We start from the raw sequence: 12,884 nt of genomic DNA on the forward strand, positions 1-12,884 counted from the left end.
ATAGATGATGAACGAAAGCGTAGTGAGTCTATCAATCGCCCGCCAGAGCCGCCTCGATCTCGGCTTGCCTACGCCGGGCCAGCTCCTGACCCAACTTGCCGCCCTTGAATCCCTCGTCGACGAGTTGACGCGGCGATACCTGGGACGCCAGCCGCCAGGCCAAGGACAGGTCTGCGGCCAGTGTTTCGTCTTGGAGACTCACCAGGGAAAGCAAGGGCGCGACCCGCTCGCTGCGCCGCCAGGCGTCGATGGCGTTCAGCCAGCGCAGGACCCGCTCGGCTTGCGGCGTGCGTTCGGCGGCCTCGTCACGAAGTTCCCGGGTCAGCCTCACCTGTCGCGCCAGATCTCGCCAGGCGTTGGGGATGCGCAGACGCTCTTCAAGCGCCTGACGCGATGGCTCATCGAGATGTTCGCAGAGTCGTGCCCAGCGCCAACGAGCCAGATGCCCGTTGTCTTCTGGCAGGCGCGCCATTCGCGCCAGGGCCGACGTTAGCTCGGCGTCGTCCGCTGCAAGCTCGGGCATCAAGGCCTTGAGCGCCCCACAGTCTTGCAGTGTCTCGAAGTAGGCTTGTGGATGGGGCTCGCCCAGCGCGTTCTCGGTTTCCTGCCAGACGCGCTCGGCGACCAGATGCGCGATCTCGCCATTCACCGCAAGCTGACGCATCAAGGCCAGGGTCTCGTCGGCGATGACAAACCCCAGTCCCTGGTAGCGGGCCAGAAAGCGTGCGGTGCGCAGTACTCGCAACGGGTCCTCGATGAACGCCGGCGACACATGTCGAAGTATCCTTGCGTCGAGATCCTCAAGACCGTTGAACGGGTCGATCAGTTCACCGTCGAGGGTTTCGGCCATGGCGTTGATGGTCAGATCGCGCCGGGCCAGATCCTCTTCCAGCGTCACCTCGGGGTTCGCATGGACCTCGAAGCCGGTATAGCCATGGCCTTGCTTGCGCTCGGTGCGGGCCAGCGCATACTCCTCCTGCGTGACCGGATGCAGGAACACCGGAAAATCCCGCCCGACCGGCCTGAAGCCACGCTCGCGCATAGCCTCAAACGTCGCACCGACCACCACCCAGTCCTGGTCGACCACCGGCCAACCGAGGCGCGCATCGCGCACCGCCCCGCCGACGCGATAGACCTCGAGCCCCTGGATGACTGGATCCTGGGATGTCACCGTGCAACTCGCTGAGGATGTCTGACTTCCCAGTCGACGAAACCGCCGTCCAGGCTGTAGACCTGCTCGAAACCCTGCCCGACCAGCCAACTCGCCGCCTGCTGACTGGAATGACCGTGATAGCACACCACCACCAGCGCACGCTCGCGAGGGGTATCAGCCAGTAGATCGCCTACCGTGGTGTTGTCGAGGTGACGACTCCCGGGTATGTGGCCCTGGGCATAGCTCAAGGGGTCACGAATATCCACCAGGGTGAGCGGCTGAGCATCGTCCAGCCACGCCTTGAGGGTGGCCTGATCGAGATGATCAAAGGCGAGATGTTCGAAAGATTGGCTCATGAGCACCTTCTGCGTGATGTAATTAACCTTGCTGGCTAGGTTCGCTGACCCGTTCGCCGTTGTCGAGGTTCAGCGCCGTCAGGCTGCCGCCCCAGACGCACCCGGTATCCAATGCCTCGACCCGTACAGCGGCATTGGGAGTACGCCCCTGCAATGCGGCCCAATGGCCGAAGATGAAGCGCGGATCATCATCTCGGGGAAAGGTAAACCAGGGCTTGAACCCCGGCGGTGCCGAATCGAGCCCTTCCTTGGCGTCGAAATCCAGGGTGCCGTCGGCGGCGATGAAGCGCATGCGGGTAAAGACGTTGACGATCATCCGCAGGCGATCGATACCCTCCAGGTCGTCTTCCCAGCGCGCCGGCGCATTGCCGTACATGCACTCCAGGAAGGCTCCGCTTTCGTTACCGCGCAGTACCGCTTCCGCCTCTTCGGCCAGCCTCCGCGCCTGGTCGAGGGACCAGTGAGGCAACACCCCGGCATGGGTCATCAGCGTGCACCGATCACTGGCGCTGCCATCGTCGACCCATAAAGGCAGGGCCTGCAACCAGTCGAGCAGCGTCTCACGATCCGGCGCGGCGAGTATATCCTCCAGGGTATCCGAACGCTTGGGCGTCGCCCGGCCTCGGGCGACTGCCAGCAAGTGCAGGTCATGGTTACCCAGAATCACCCGCGCCGCGCCGCCCAGATCGCGAACCTCGCGCAAACAGGCCAGAGAGCCGGGCCCGCGGTTGACCAGATCGCCGGCCAGCCACAGGCTATCCCGGCGCGGGTCGAAGCTCAAACGCTCGAGCAGAGCGACGAATTCATTGTGGCAACCCTGAAGGTCCCCGATGGCATAGGTGGTCATGGGTCTCCTATCAAAAAATCGTGAAGAAGATGAACGGCAATCAATGCACCTGATTGGGGCCCGCCAGGCGAAAGGGTGCGATAGCGACTTCGAAGGACCGATGCGCAGCGGTATCCACACAGGTATAAGTCCCCTCCATGACACCGACCGGACAGTCGAGCACCGCACGACTGGTATAGCGAAAGGTCTGTCCCGGTCCGATCATGGGCTGCTTGCCGACCACCCCTTTGCCGCGCACTTCCTGGACCTTGCCGCTACCCTGGGTGATTTTCCAGTAGCGCGCCAGGAGTTGTATCGAATGTGTGGAGTGGTTGTGAACGGTGATGGTGTAGCTGAACACGAAACGCTGCTCGGCCACCGACGACTCATCGGCGCGGTAGGTCGGCTCCACCTCGACGTGTACGTCCTGGGCGCGTTCGTTCATACACCCTCCCCCGCCAGGTGGTTGGCGATGTCCACAAACTCGGCCACGCTCAGCGTCTGCGGCCGCCGCCCCGGATCGACCCCCAAGGCCTCGAGAGTGGCCACATCGAGTCGCTGCTTGAGATTGTTGCGCAGCGTCTTGCGCCGCTGACCGAACGCCTCGCGCACGATGTCGGCAAACAGAACTTCGTCCGCGGCTGGATGCGGCAGCGTCTCGTGCGGCACTAGACGAACGATGGCCGATTCGACCTTGGGCTGCGGCGTGAAGGCTTCCGGCGGCACGAGAAACAAGGAGTCCACCTGACAGTGATACTGCGCCATGATCGACAGGCGTCCCCAATCACTACTGCCCGGCGTCGCTGCCAGGCGCTCGACCACCTCTTTTTGCAGCATGAAATGCATGTCGGCTACCGCACCCCGCGTCGCGAGCAGATGAAAGATCAGCGGTGTGGAAATATTGTAGGGCAAATTGCCCGCTATACGCAGCGGCGGCCCATCCCCTCGGAGTGCGGCGAAGTCGAAGGTCAATGCGTCGCCTTCATGGATCACGAAATCCGGGTAGTTGAAAAACTGCACGCGCAAGCCAGGAATCAGGTCACGGTCGAGCTCGATCACTTCGAGTTTTCCCGTGGCCTCGAGCAGTGGCTCGGTCAAGGCACCCTGGCCGGGACCGATTTCGATCAACCGCTGCTCGGGACGCGGCGCAATAGCCCCCACGATGCGTGAAATGATACCCGGGTCGCGCAGGAAATTCTGGCCGAAACGCTTGCGCGCACGAGGTGTTGGAGGGCGAGATGCCATACGAAAAAAGTGTCCTTGCTATAGTAGCCTGCCAATCAATCAATGGGGGCGAGAGGCGTTGGCCATTTTGACCGCTACCTCGAGAGCCTCGTACAGGCTGCCGGTATCGGCCTTGCCGCTGCCGGCCAGATCCAGGGCGGTGCCATGATCCACGGAGGTGCGCACAATGGGTAGCCCCAGCGTGATATTGGCGGCGCGACCAAAGCCTGCGTACTTCAACACTGGTAGCCCTTGATCATGATACATGGCCAATACCGCATCGACGCCGTCAAGATGTTTGGGGGTGAAAAGTGTGTCCGCGGGCAAGGGGCCGTCGAGGACCAACCCCTCCTCACGTAGTCGCGTCAATGCCGGAATCAGGATATCGATCTCCTCGCGCCCTAGATACCCACCTTCACCGGCATGCGGATTGAGGCCACAGACAGCGATACGCGGTTGTGGGACGCCAAAATGATGCTTGAGATCGTCGTCGAGAATGCGCAGCACCCGGCACAATCCATCGACCGTGATGGCCTCGGCCACCTTGCGCAGCGGCAAGTGCGTGGTGGCAAGCGCCACCCGCAGCTCTTTGCCGGTGGCACGGGTGGCGAGCATCATCACCACCTCTTCGATTCCACAGGCATCACGTAGGTACTCGGTATGGCCGGTGAACTGCGGATGCCCCCCCTCGATGATCACGCCCTTGTGCAGCGGCGCGGTGACCATGGCCTGAGCCCTGCCCCGACGACAGGCATCAATCGCAAGGTCGAGTACGTCAAGCACATAGTCCGCGTTACCAGAGTCGAGTCGGCCCGGCACGACAGGTACTTGAAGCGCTACCGGCCATACCGGCAAGATTCCGGGACGCGGGACCGGCACTGCGTCCTGCTCACCGAGCACGCGACACTCTACCTCGAGCCCCAATTGAGCAGCCCGCTGGGCCAGCATGTCAGGATCGCCCACCGCCACGATACGGCCCGGCAGGGCCTTGTGTGTGGCGGCCAGCATCAGGAGCAGGTCGGGACCAATACCGGCCGGTTCGCCGGTGGTCAGCGCCAGCACCGGCGTACTCATCCGGCGTCTTGTTCCAGACGATTATCGACGTAGGCCTCGGCGCGAATCTGCTGCATCCAAGTTTCCAGCTCATCGTTGACCTTGCGCTGGAACAGCGTCTGACGTATCTGTTCGCGCTGAGCCTCGTTGGTGACATCTTGCTGACGCCGCTCGAGCACTTCGATCAAGTGATAGCCAAAGCGTGAGCGCACCGGCTGGGAGACCTGGCCCACGGACAGCGAGTTCATGGCTTCCTCAAAGCCAGGCACCATTTGTCCGGGACGTACCCAGCCCAGATCGCCACCGTTGAGGGCGCTACCGCGATCGTCGCTGACCTCCTGGGCGACACGTGCGAAATCTTCACCGGAAGCAATACGCTGGCGCGCCTGTTCCGCCAGGGCCTCGGCCTGCTGCGAATCACGGTTGGGATTGGTCTCGATGAGGATGTGACGCACGCGCTGCTCGTCGACGACGGCCTGCTGCTGAGCGTTACCACCCTCCTGCGCCTGCAGCTTGATCAGGTGAAAGCCGTTGGGACTTCGAATCGGCTCACTCACCTGCCCGACATTCAACTGTGGAATCACATCGGCAAACCCAGCAGGAATCTCGGCGGCGCGCCGCCAGCCCAGGTCCCCGCCTTCCAGGGCGTTGGATCCATCGGACTGCGCCGCGGCCAGCTCGGCAAAATCGGCGCCGGACTGCAGCTGCTGATACAGCGCCTGAACCTCGCGCTGTGCCGACTGTACCTGCTCCGGGCTCGGCGACTGGGGCAACCCTACTAGAATGTGGCTAAGACGGTAACGGGTATTGTCACTACTGCCCTGCTGGTCGATATAGCGCTGGATTTCACGGTCGGAAACATTGATGCCACTGGCAACGCGGCGCTGCTGCAGTTCGCGCATCAGCATCTCACGTTGAACCTGCTCGCGCACCACCGCCAGGGAAAGGCCATCCGCCTCCAGGGCATCAGCGAATTGATCGAGGCTCATGCCATTGTTCTGAGCAATGGAACGCACCGCCCGATTCAGCTCGGTATCGTCCACGGACAGGTTGGCCTTTTCGGCCATCTGCAACTGGATCTGCTCGACGATCATGCGCTCCAGTACCTGGCTGCGCAGTGCCGCTTCATCGGGCAGGGCAATGTTGCGACTGGAGAGTTGGCTGCGCGTCTGGATGACACGGTCTTCCAGCTCACTGGCCATGATGGCGTCGTCGTTGACGACCGCCACGATACGATCCAACGGCTCGGCGGCCAGCGCTTGGCCAGTGGCACTCAATGCCAGTACCAGTGACAGGGCTAATGTCGAGCCCAGCGATGCAAACATGCGTTTGCCCATGCAAAACCTCACTTGCTATCTAGAATTGTGTCGGTTGATAACCGGGAATGGACTCCTCGAAGAAGGCATCGGTTCCCTGACCGACGCCGCCCAGCCCCTTGAATACAAAACTCAGGAAGAGCCCACGATCGGTATAGTCGTCTTCGATGGTATTGGCGGTATCATTGTCCTCGATCCATTCACGCCAGGCGACCTGGACCCCGTAACAGCAATCGTTCCATTGCACGCCGGCCAACTGTTCCAGGGAGCGGTCGTTGGTATTGTCGTAGGTGAAGCGACCGATCAGATCCAGACTCGGGCTGGCTCGATAGGCGAAGGAGACATCGTACTCCTCGCGATCGTAGCTCAATTGGTCCTCAGGGTCGCCGGAGGGATCGAAGCCCTCGAGCTGCCAGCGGTAGCCCAGGTTGAGCACGTGGCCGGCAGGATCGCGGTAGCGCACATAGCTTGCCGTGCGCTCGGTGAGTTCGCGATCCGGGTCGTAGAACCATTCATAGCGCGTGCTCCAGCGATCGGTGATCTGCCAGTCGAGCTGGGTGACCACCGGCGAGCGATCCCGAGTGGCATTGTACCAGCGCTCGAAGTTGGTCTCCCGATCGGGCAGTGTGTCCGGATCGCCGTTCATGTCGATATTGCGATCCTCGAAGTAGGCACTCTGCCCTACCCCCAGCGATAGACGCTGGCGACCGCTGTCATCCTCGAGAAAACGGGTCGCCACGCCATAGGACACCTTGTTGACATCGCCGATCCGATCGGCGCCGGTAAAGCGATAGGGCGACCACAGCTGGCTGTAGGAGAAGGCGCGCTCGTCGGTATCGAAATCCGGGAACTCGCTCTGGTCGCGCTCCGGCACGTAAGCGTAGTAAAGACGCGGCTCCAGCGTCTGGCGCCAGTCGGACTCGAACGCACGCAGATCACGCTCGAAGATCAGGCCGCTGTCCATCGAGCCGACCGGCACGGTACGTGTCAGATCGATATCGCGATCGGTATTGCGCTGGCCGTAATCCAATTCATAAGCGGTTTGCAAAAGCTCGAAGCGCGGTTCGAGAAAGCCCCAGGGAACGTCGTTGCGCCAACCGACCGCCGGCGCCAGGTGAACCCGTGAGCCGGTCGCCGATTCCGCTATCGGCACCCGGCTCTCGTTGACATCACGCCAGAAGTAGGTCGCGTTGGAGCGCCACTGCTGATACAGGCCGTTGTCCTGGGACCAGCCGGCGTTGGCGGTCAAGCTCGGCAGACGGTAGAACGGCTTATCGCTATCTGACAGCGGAAACTCCATTTTCTGGTAGCCCTGGGTCTTGGCTTCGAGAAACCAGGTAGAACCGGTGTAGCTGAGCTGGGCCAGGCGAGAGAGATACTCGGTATCGCTTTCGGCGAAATTGCGCCCGAAATCCTCGAAGTAGCGCCCATCGCTGGCGGCTCCGTAGCGCAGGTCATAGCGCAGTCGTGGGGTGAACCGCCCGCTGTGGGCGTAATCCACGTACCAGCGATCCTCACCTTCGAAAACGTCCCTGGGATCGTTGGGATTGTCGTTGTCACCACCCTCGTCGCTGGACAGATAAGCCCCCTCGATCTGCCCCACGTCCTCGGAGAACAAGTAACGAAACTCACCCCCCAGCAATAGTCCGTGATTACTCAGCCAGCGCGGCGTCAGGGTGGCATCGTAGTTGGGGGCCAGGTTGAAATAATACGGTTGCGCGTAATCGAAGGAGTCCCCGGAAAAGCCCAGGGTCGGCCATAGAAAACCGGACTGACGCCGATCATCGATAGGAAAGCGCACCCAGGGCCAGTAGAAAACCGGTACCCGGCCAACCTCCAGGCGCGCATTGGTGGCGGTACCCACGCCCTTCTCACGATCGAGCAGGACATCGCTGCCGATCAATCGCCACAACCGGCTATCGGGTTCGCAGGTGGTGAAGCTGGCGTCGGTCAAGCGATAACGACCATCTTCGAGGCGTGCCAGACGCTGGGCGTCGCCACGCAGACGTTGCTCATGGGCCACGTAATGCGCACTGTCGACCTGGGCGGCATCACTGTCGAGGGCCAACTGGGCCGCGCCGCCTCGCACCATTAACCCCTGGTCGCGCAGCGTCAGCGGTCCTTCTGCAAATACCGTATCCCGAGCGGCGTTGACTCGCACCTGGGACGCCTCGAGCTGGCTGGCATTGCGGCGTAATATGACGTCGCCGCGCAGCAATGTTTCGCCCTGCTTGCCGTACTCGGCGCTATCGGATGACGACAGTACCTCCCGAGGCGTCTTGCCGGGAGCAAGTCGATAGTCCGGCATGACGTAGCGGCCTCGACAAATGGCGCCGGCGGGGGCATCGTCGCCCCAGGCCTGCCAATCGAGCTGATCTGCCGGTAGTGTCGGCGGCGGTGCGGCCTGAGCACTGTTCGTGACCAGGCCGGCGAGGGCAGTCCACAACAATCGCTTGCCCATGGGTCCTCGGTGTCCTTGGCGGTTGGAATCGGTATTATACAGTCCCTTAGCCACACGTCTTGTTCTCGATGACCTGGCGGTGAAAACAGAGAATGTAAAGCTAAGCTGTCCCCAGAGGGTGTTTACAAAACAGGCGAACGAAGGCAAGACAAGGCGAAATTGAACGAAAAAGCGCAGTTTACACGGGGTAAATGAGCATTTTGAGGACAATTTCAACGCTGTATTGCCGAGTGCAGGCGTTTTGTAAACACCCTCTCAGCATGCGGTGGCCAATTATCCCCGTCAACCAAGGAGTCCCTATGTCCAACGCTGGAGAGACCGACCGCCTGGATACCCTACGCGAGTGGGCGACCGCCCGTCATCGTCTCCCTTCGGATGCGCGCCTGGAACTGGCGGCGGGCGATGCGAGCTTTCGTCGTTACTTCCGGCTGTGGCTGGAGGGAGGCCGTACCCGCATTCTCATGGATGCACCACCGGAAAAAGAAAATAGCCAACCCTTCGTCGCTATCGCCGAAGCCTGGCGCAATGCCGGATTACCGGTACCCGCCATCCACGCCACCCATCTTCCTGGTGGCTTCATCGAACTCGAGGATCTGGGCGACGCCCCCTTGCACCTGTTTCTTGGCGAGTGCGAGAGTGCGGCGAGCCTGTCCTGGCATGACCGCGCGCTGGATCTGATCACTACATTACAGAACCGCGCACCCTGCACAGGCTTGCCGGTCTACGACTCCAGCCTGCTCGCCCGAGAGCTGGACCTGTTTCCCGACTGGTGTCTGGAGAAGCTACTCGATATCGCGCCACCGGCCTGCTGGCCGGTCTTGCATCAGCGCCTGATCGATCTGGCTCTGGGTCAGCCCATGGCGGCAGTGCACCGGGATTTCGATGCCATGAACCTGATGCTGCACGATGACCGACTCTGGCTGATCGACTTTCAGGATGCGGTACATGGGCCCATTACCTACGATCCGGTTTCGTTGCTACGCGGACGCTATTGCCGTTTTTCCCGGGAGCGCTACACCGCCTGGCTGGAAGCGTTCCGACGCCAGGCCATCGTGGACGGACGCCTCAGGGCCAGTGTCGACAGCGACAGCTTCCTGCATCTGGCCGACACCATGGCCGCCCAACGCTGCCTAAAGGTACTGGGTATCTTCTGCCGTTTGACCCTGCGCGATGACAAAGCAGGCTATCTGGCACGCCTGCCCCACTTTCTGAACCATCTGCGCGACAGCCTGACGCCCTGGTCGGAGTTCGACGAGTTTGTCGACTGGCTCGATGACGTCTTCACTCCGTCCTTGGAACGCAAGCTGACGACGCGCGGCATTTCAGGAGCGGGCGCATGAAGGCAATGATTCTCGCCGCGGGACTTGGCACCCGCATGCGCCCCCTCACCGACCACACCCCGAAACCCCTGCTCGAGGTCGGCGGCAAACCGCTGATCGTGCATCATCTCGAGCGCCTGGCCGCCGCCGGCATCGAGGACATCGTCATCAATGTCAGCCACCTTGCCGAGCAGATCATCGAGACCCTGGGCGACGGCCGCCAGCACGGTGTGCGCATTCGATGGAGCCGGGAGGACACGCCGCTGGAAACCGGTGGCGGCATCCGCCAGGCGCTGCCACTACTCGGCAACGCGCCTTTCCTGCTGGTCAATGGCGATGTCTGGTGCGACCTCGACCGAGATTGGCTCGCGCCCTTGAGCGACGACCTGGCCCGCCTAGTGCTGATCGACAACCCGGATCATCATACCAGCGGGGATTTTCATCTCGATGCCGATGGTCGCGTACACAACAACGGCCAGCCACGCCTCACCTACTCCGGCATCAGCCTGCTCGATCCAGCCCTGGTCGCCGATCAGCCCCCGGGAGTCTTCAAGCTGGCGCCACTACTGAGTGATGCCATGGCCGAGAATCGTGTCGGCGGATGTCATCACCGCGGACCCTGGGTCGATGTGGGCACCCCGGAGCGGCTGCGAGCATTGGATGCCTGGCTGCGACGGAGATCAGAATGAACTTCAGGATGACCACTTAACGAGGGCCGGCGCGCAAGTGCTATGCTGCTTCTCACGTCAACGCTCGCAGTGGAGAAAAGAGCTTATGAAAGCCAGCGTCAAATGGACCGAGGGTCGTCAATTCGTCGCCGAAGCCGGCAGTGGTCACAGCGTGGTGATCGATGGTCCGCCGGATCATGGAGGACGCAACACCGGACCGCGTCCCATGGAAATGCTGCTGATGGGCATGGGTGCCTGCACTGCCTTCGACGTGCTCGAGATTCTCGAGAAATCCCGGGCCCCGGTGAGCGACTGCGCCGCCAGCCTCGAGGCCGAACGTGCCGACAGCGTACCCAGCGTATTCACCAAGATTCATGTGCACTTCACCGTCACCGGTCAGGGTCTCAAGGAGAGCCAGGTCAAGCGCGCCGTCGAACTTTCGGCAGAAAAGTACTGCAGTGCCTCGATCATGCTGACTCGTGGCGGCGTCGAGGTGTCCCATTCCTACGAGATCGTCGATGCCTAGACGGGTATGCGCGCATGTCTGAGTTCCGGCGCAATTTTTTTACGCCACACGAGTGCGTCATTGGCGCAGGCTGTGCATAATACGCGCCTTCTCTTCAGGTCAGGTCGGTAGCGAGCGTTTCTTCGCCTTACCACAACAGACGTATCGTCGCGGCTTGTCTTGTCCCGGTTCCGGCGCCCGCTCGCCGGATAGTCATCCTTTGATCGATTGGGAGGTTCGGACGTGAGTGGAAATCTCCGACTCCACGGGTTCAACAACCTGACCAGCTCCTTGAGCTTCAACATCTACGATATCTGCTACGCCAAGACGGAAGAGCAGCGCAAAGCCTACATCGACTACATCGATGAACTCTACAACGCCGAGCGCCTGACTCAGATACTCAAGGATGTCACCAATATCATCGGCGCGCATGTGCTCAATATCGCCCGCCAGGATTACGAGCCTCACGGCGCCAGCGTGACCATCCTGATCGCCGAGCATGAACTCGACGATGCCGACGTGGAACACACCGAACCCGGTCCCGGCCCACTACCTCAGGCCGTTGTCGGCCATCTGGACAAGAGCCATGTCACGGTGCACAGCTATCCGGAATCCCACCCGGACAACGGCATCAGTACCTTTCGCCTGGATATCGATGTGTCGACCTGTGGCATGATCAGTCCGCTCAAGGCGTTGAACTACCTGATTCATAGCTTCGACTCGGATATCGTCACCACCGATTACCGGGTACGCGGTTTCACTCGGGACGTGGATGGTCGCAAGCTGTTCATTGATCACGACATCACCTCGATCCAGGATTATCTGGCGGACGATACCAAGCACGCCTACCAGATGGTCGACGTCAATGTCTATCAGGAGAACATGTTCCATACCAAGATGCTCCTGAAGGACTTCAACCTCGACAACTACCTCTTCGGCACTTCGCGCCGCGATCTGACCTTCGAGGAAGCCAGGGACATCGAGAGCCGACTACGCAAGGAGATGCTCGAGATCTTCTATTCGCGAAATCTGGATTGACTCGGCCAGCGCGAGAATGCCTGGCTCATACCCTTGTAACAAAGCCCGCGACATTGAAATGGCGCGGGCTTTGTACTTGGTACGCGCTGCGTCGCTTATAGGCGAGATACGCTCAGCGTCATCACCTTCGACACCAATCGCATGCCGAGCTTGACCGGTGCCGGGAAACGGCTGCCACCGGCCTCCAGTGCCCAATGCTCATGGTGCGCCTCGTCTTCGCGCATCTGCTCGAGAATGGCGCGGGAACGCCGATCGCCACTGGGCAGCCGATCCAGATGACTATCGAGATGCCGTCCCACTTGCTCCTCGGTAGCGGCAACGAACCCTAGACTGATGTTGTCACCCACCGCGCCGGCCAGCGCGCCCATACCGAAGGAGGAGGCATAGAACAGCGGATTAAGATAGCTGGTACGACCATTGAGTTCCGTGAGCCGCGCATCGCACCAGGCGAGATGATCGACTTCTTCCTGCGCGGCTTTCTCCATCTGTGCGCGCGTGTCCGCCAGCTTGGCGGTCAGCCCCTGACCTTGATAAAGCGCCTGAGCACAGACCTCACCGGTATGGTTGATACGCATCAGGCTTTCAGCCTGGCTGCGCTCGCTTTCGCTCATTTCGACGTCCTGCTGGCCCGTGGCCGGCGAGGGGCGGGATGACTGGGCAGCATGCGGCACCAGCGTGCGCAGGATGGTATCGAATTGATGAATCAGATTGTCGGTGCGGGTGAGCTTGCGATCCATGATGAACTCCCGGGAAGTGCGTCACTCATTGTAGACGAGCCATGCAAGGAGCAGAAGCGAAGGTTGGTTTCAAACGGACACGTTCAGGCTGATTTGGCGCTGCAACTCGACGCATACGGCTCACATTCAGGTCATATAACTAAAAAAACTAAAAAATATAAATATATCGGGTCAATATAGCGACAAAACTCCTGTAAATTTGGTTAACTTACTACATTGAATGGATGT

General features: G+C 60.9%; 13 protein-coding genes. 4 read left to right on the forward strand and 9 right to left on the reverse strand.

The genetic code is table 11. The features are described 5' to 3' along the window. Window positions 1–31 precede the first annotated feature (31 nt). From ACPF7Z_RS00305 to ACPF7Z_RS00340, 8 genes are read right to left on the reverse strand one after another with little or no spacing between them, the layout of a single operon-like run. Window positions 32–1,171, reverse strand: a complete 1,140-nt coding sequence (locus ACPF7Z_RS00305; RefSeq protein WP_425191162.1) for a polynucleotide adenylyltransferase — start codon at window positions 1,169–1,171, stop codon at window positions 32–34. Next, window positions 1,168–1,509: a thiosulfate sulfurtransferase GlpE gene (gene glpE, locus ACPF7Z_RS00310; protein WP_425191163.1), complete on the reverse strand. Its 342-nt coding sequence runs from the start codon at window positions 1,507–1,509 to the stop codon at window positions 1,168–1,170. Before glpE ends, ACPF7Z_RS00305 begins: the two co-directional genes overlap by 4 nt. Window positions 1,510–1,531: 22 nt before the next feature. Beyond that, window positions 1,532–2,356 (reverse strand): symmetrical bis(5'-nucleosyl)-tetraphosphatase, encoded by an 825-nt coding sequence (locus ACPF7Z_RS00315; RefSeq protein ID WP_425191164.1) that lies wholly within the window; start codon window positions 2,354–2,356, stop codon window positions 1,532–1,534. A gap of 40 nt (window positions 2,357–2,396) precedes the next feature. Beyond that, complete coding sequence (apaG, locus tag ACPF7Z_RS00320) at window positions 2,397–2,780, reverse strand: Co2+/Mg2+ efflux protein ApaG (protein WP_425191165.1); 384 nt, start codon at window positions 2,778–2,780, stop codon at window positions 2,397–2,399. Next, window positions 2,777–3,580, reverse strand: coding sequence for a 16S rRNA (adenine(1518)-N(6)/adenine(1519)-N(6))-dimethyltransferase RsmA (gene rsmA, locus ACPF7Z_RS00325; RefSeq protein ID WP_425191166.1), 804 nt, complete (start codon window positions 3,578–3,580; stop codon window positions 2,777–2,779). The genes apaG and rsmA overlap by 4 nt, the downstream gene beginning before the upstream one ends. 39 nt (window positions 3,581–3,619) lie before the next feature. Further along, window positions 3,620–4,633, reverse strand: coding sequence for a 4-hydroxythreonine-4-phosphate dehydrogenase PdxA (gene pdxA, locus ACPF7Z_RS00330; protein WP_425191167.1), 1,014 nt, complete (start codon window positions 4,631–4,633; stop codon window positions 3,620–3,622). Beyond that, window positions 4,630–5,949: a peptidylprolyl isomerase gene (locus ACPF7Z_RS00335; RefSeq protein WP_425191168.1), complete on the reverse strand. Its 1,320-nt coding sequence runs from the start codon at window positions 5,947–5,949 to the stop codon at window positions 4,630–4,632. The genes pdxA and ACPF7Z_RS00335 overlap by 4 nt, the downstream gene beginning before the upstream one ends. Before the next feature lie 19 nt (window positions 5,950–5,968). After that, a complete protein-coding gene (locus ACPF7Z_RS00340) occupies window positions 5,969–8,389 on the reverse strand; it encodes an LPS-assembly protein LptD (protein ID WP_425191169.1) in 2,421 nt (806 codons plus the stop codon). A 299-nt stretch (window positions 8,390–8,688) separates the two neighbouring features. On the opposite strand from ACPF7Z_RS00340, the gene ACPF7Z_RS00345 reads away from it, so the two are divergent. From ACPF7Z_RS00345 to speD, 4 genes are all read left to right on the forward strand, one after another. Next, complete coding sequence (locus ACPF7Z_RS00345; protein WP_425191170.1) at window positions 8,689–9,729, forward strand: aminoglycoside phosphotransferase family protein; 1,041 nt, start codon at window positions 8,689–8,691, stop codon at window positions 9,727–9,729. Next, on the forward strand, window positions 9,726–10,397 hold the full coding sequence (gene murU / locus ACPF7Z_RS00350) for an N-acetylmuramate alpha-1-phosphate uridylyltransferase MurU (RefSeq protein WP_425191171.1): 672 nt from the start codon (window positions 9,726–9,728) through the stop codon (window positions 10,395–10,397). The genes ACPF7Z_RS00345 and murU overlap by 4 nt, the downstream gene beginning before the upstream one ends. Before the next feature lie 85 nt (window positions 10,398–10,482). Continuing rightward, window positions 10,483–10,902, forward strand: a complete 420-nt coding sequence (locus tag ACPF7Z_RS00355; protein WP_425191172.1) for an OsmC family protein — start codon at window positions 10,483–10,485, stop codon at window positions 10,900–10,902. 222 nt (window positions 10,903–11,124) lie between these two features. Next, window positions 11,125–11,919, forward strand: a complete 795-nt coding sequence (gene speD / locus ACPF7Z_RS00360) for an adenosylmethionine decarboxylase (protein WP_425191173.1) — start codon at window positions 11,125–11,127, stop codon at window positions 11,917–11,919. Between the two features lie 95 nt (window positions 11,920–12,014). Here speD and coq7 read toward each other — a convergent pair whose 3' ends face one another. Then, on the reverse strand, window positions 12,015–12,656 hold the full coding sequence (gene coq7, locus ACPF7Z_RS00365; protein WP_425191174.1) for a 2-polyprenyl-3-methyl-6-methoxy-1,4-benzoquinone monooxygenase: 642 nt from the start codon (window positions 12,654–12,656) through the stop codon (window positions 12,015–12,017). Window positions 12,657–12,884 lie beyond the last annotated feature (228 nt).

The organism is Halomonas sp. GXIMD04776, from assembly GCF_049808615.1.
Lineage (GTDB): Bacteria > Pseudomonadota > Gammaproteobacteria > Pseudomonadales > Halomonadaceae > Modicisalibacter.

Coding starts and splice junctions, on each gene's coding strand:
- apaG (WP_425191165.1), bottom strand. CDS start 2,780: ATGAACGAACGCGCCCAGGACGTACACGTCGAGGTGGAGCCGACCTAC.
- ACPF7Z_RS00335 (WP_425191168.1), bottom strand. CDS start 5,949: ATGGGCAAACGCATGTTTGCATCGCTGGGCTCGACATTAGCCCTGTCA.
- ACPF7Z_RS00355 (WP_425191172.1), top strand. CDS start 10,483: ATGAAAGCCAGCGTCAAATGGACCGAGGGTCGTCAATTCGTCGCCGAA.
- murU (WP_425191171.1), top strand. CDS start 9,726: ATGAAGGCAATGATTCTCGCCGCGGGACTTGGCACCCGCATGCGCCCC.
- rsmA (WP_425191166.1), bottom strand. CDS start 3,580: ATGGCATCTCGCCCTCCAACACCTCGTGCGCGCAAGCGTTTCGGCCAG.
- pdxA (WP_425191167.1), bottom strand. CDS start 4,633: ATGAGTACGCCGGTGCTGGCGCTGACCACCGGCGAACCGGCCGGTATT.
- coq7 (WP_425191174.1), bottom strand. CDS start 12,656: ATGGATCGCAAGCTCACCCGCACCGACAATCTGATTCATCAATTCGAT.
- ACPF7Z_RS00315 (WP_425191164.1), bottom strand. CDS start 2,356: ATGACCACCTATGCCATCGGGGACCTTCAGGGTTGCCACAATGAATTC.
- ACPF7Z_RS00345 (WP_425191170.1), top strand. CDS start 8,689: ATGTCCAACGCTGGAGAGACCGACCGCCTGGATACCCTACGCGAGTGG.
- ACPF7Z_RS00340 (WP_425191169.1), bottom strand. CDS start 8,389: ATGGGCAAGCGATTGTTGTGGACTGCCCTCGCCGGCCTGGTCACGAAC.
- glpE (WP_425191163.1), bottom strand. CDS start 1,509: ATGAGCCAATCTTTCGAACATCTCGCCTTTGATCATCTCGATCAGGCC.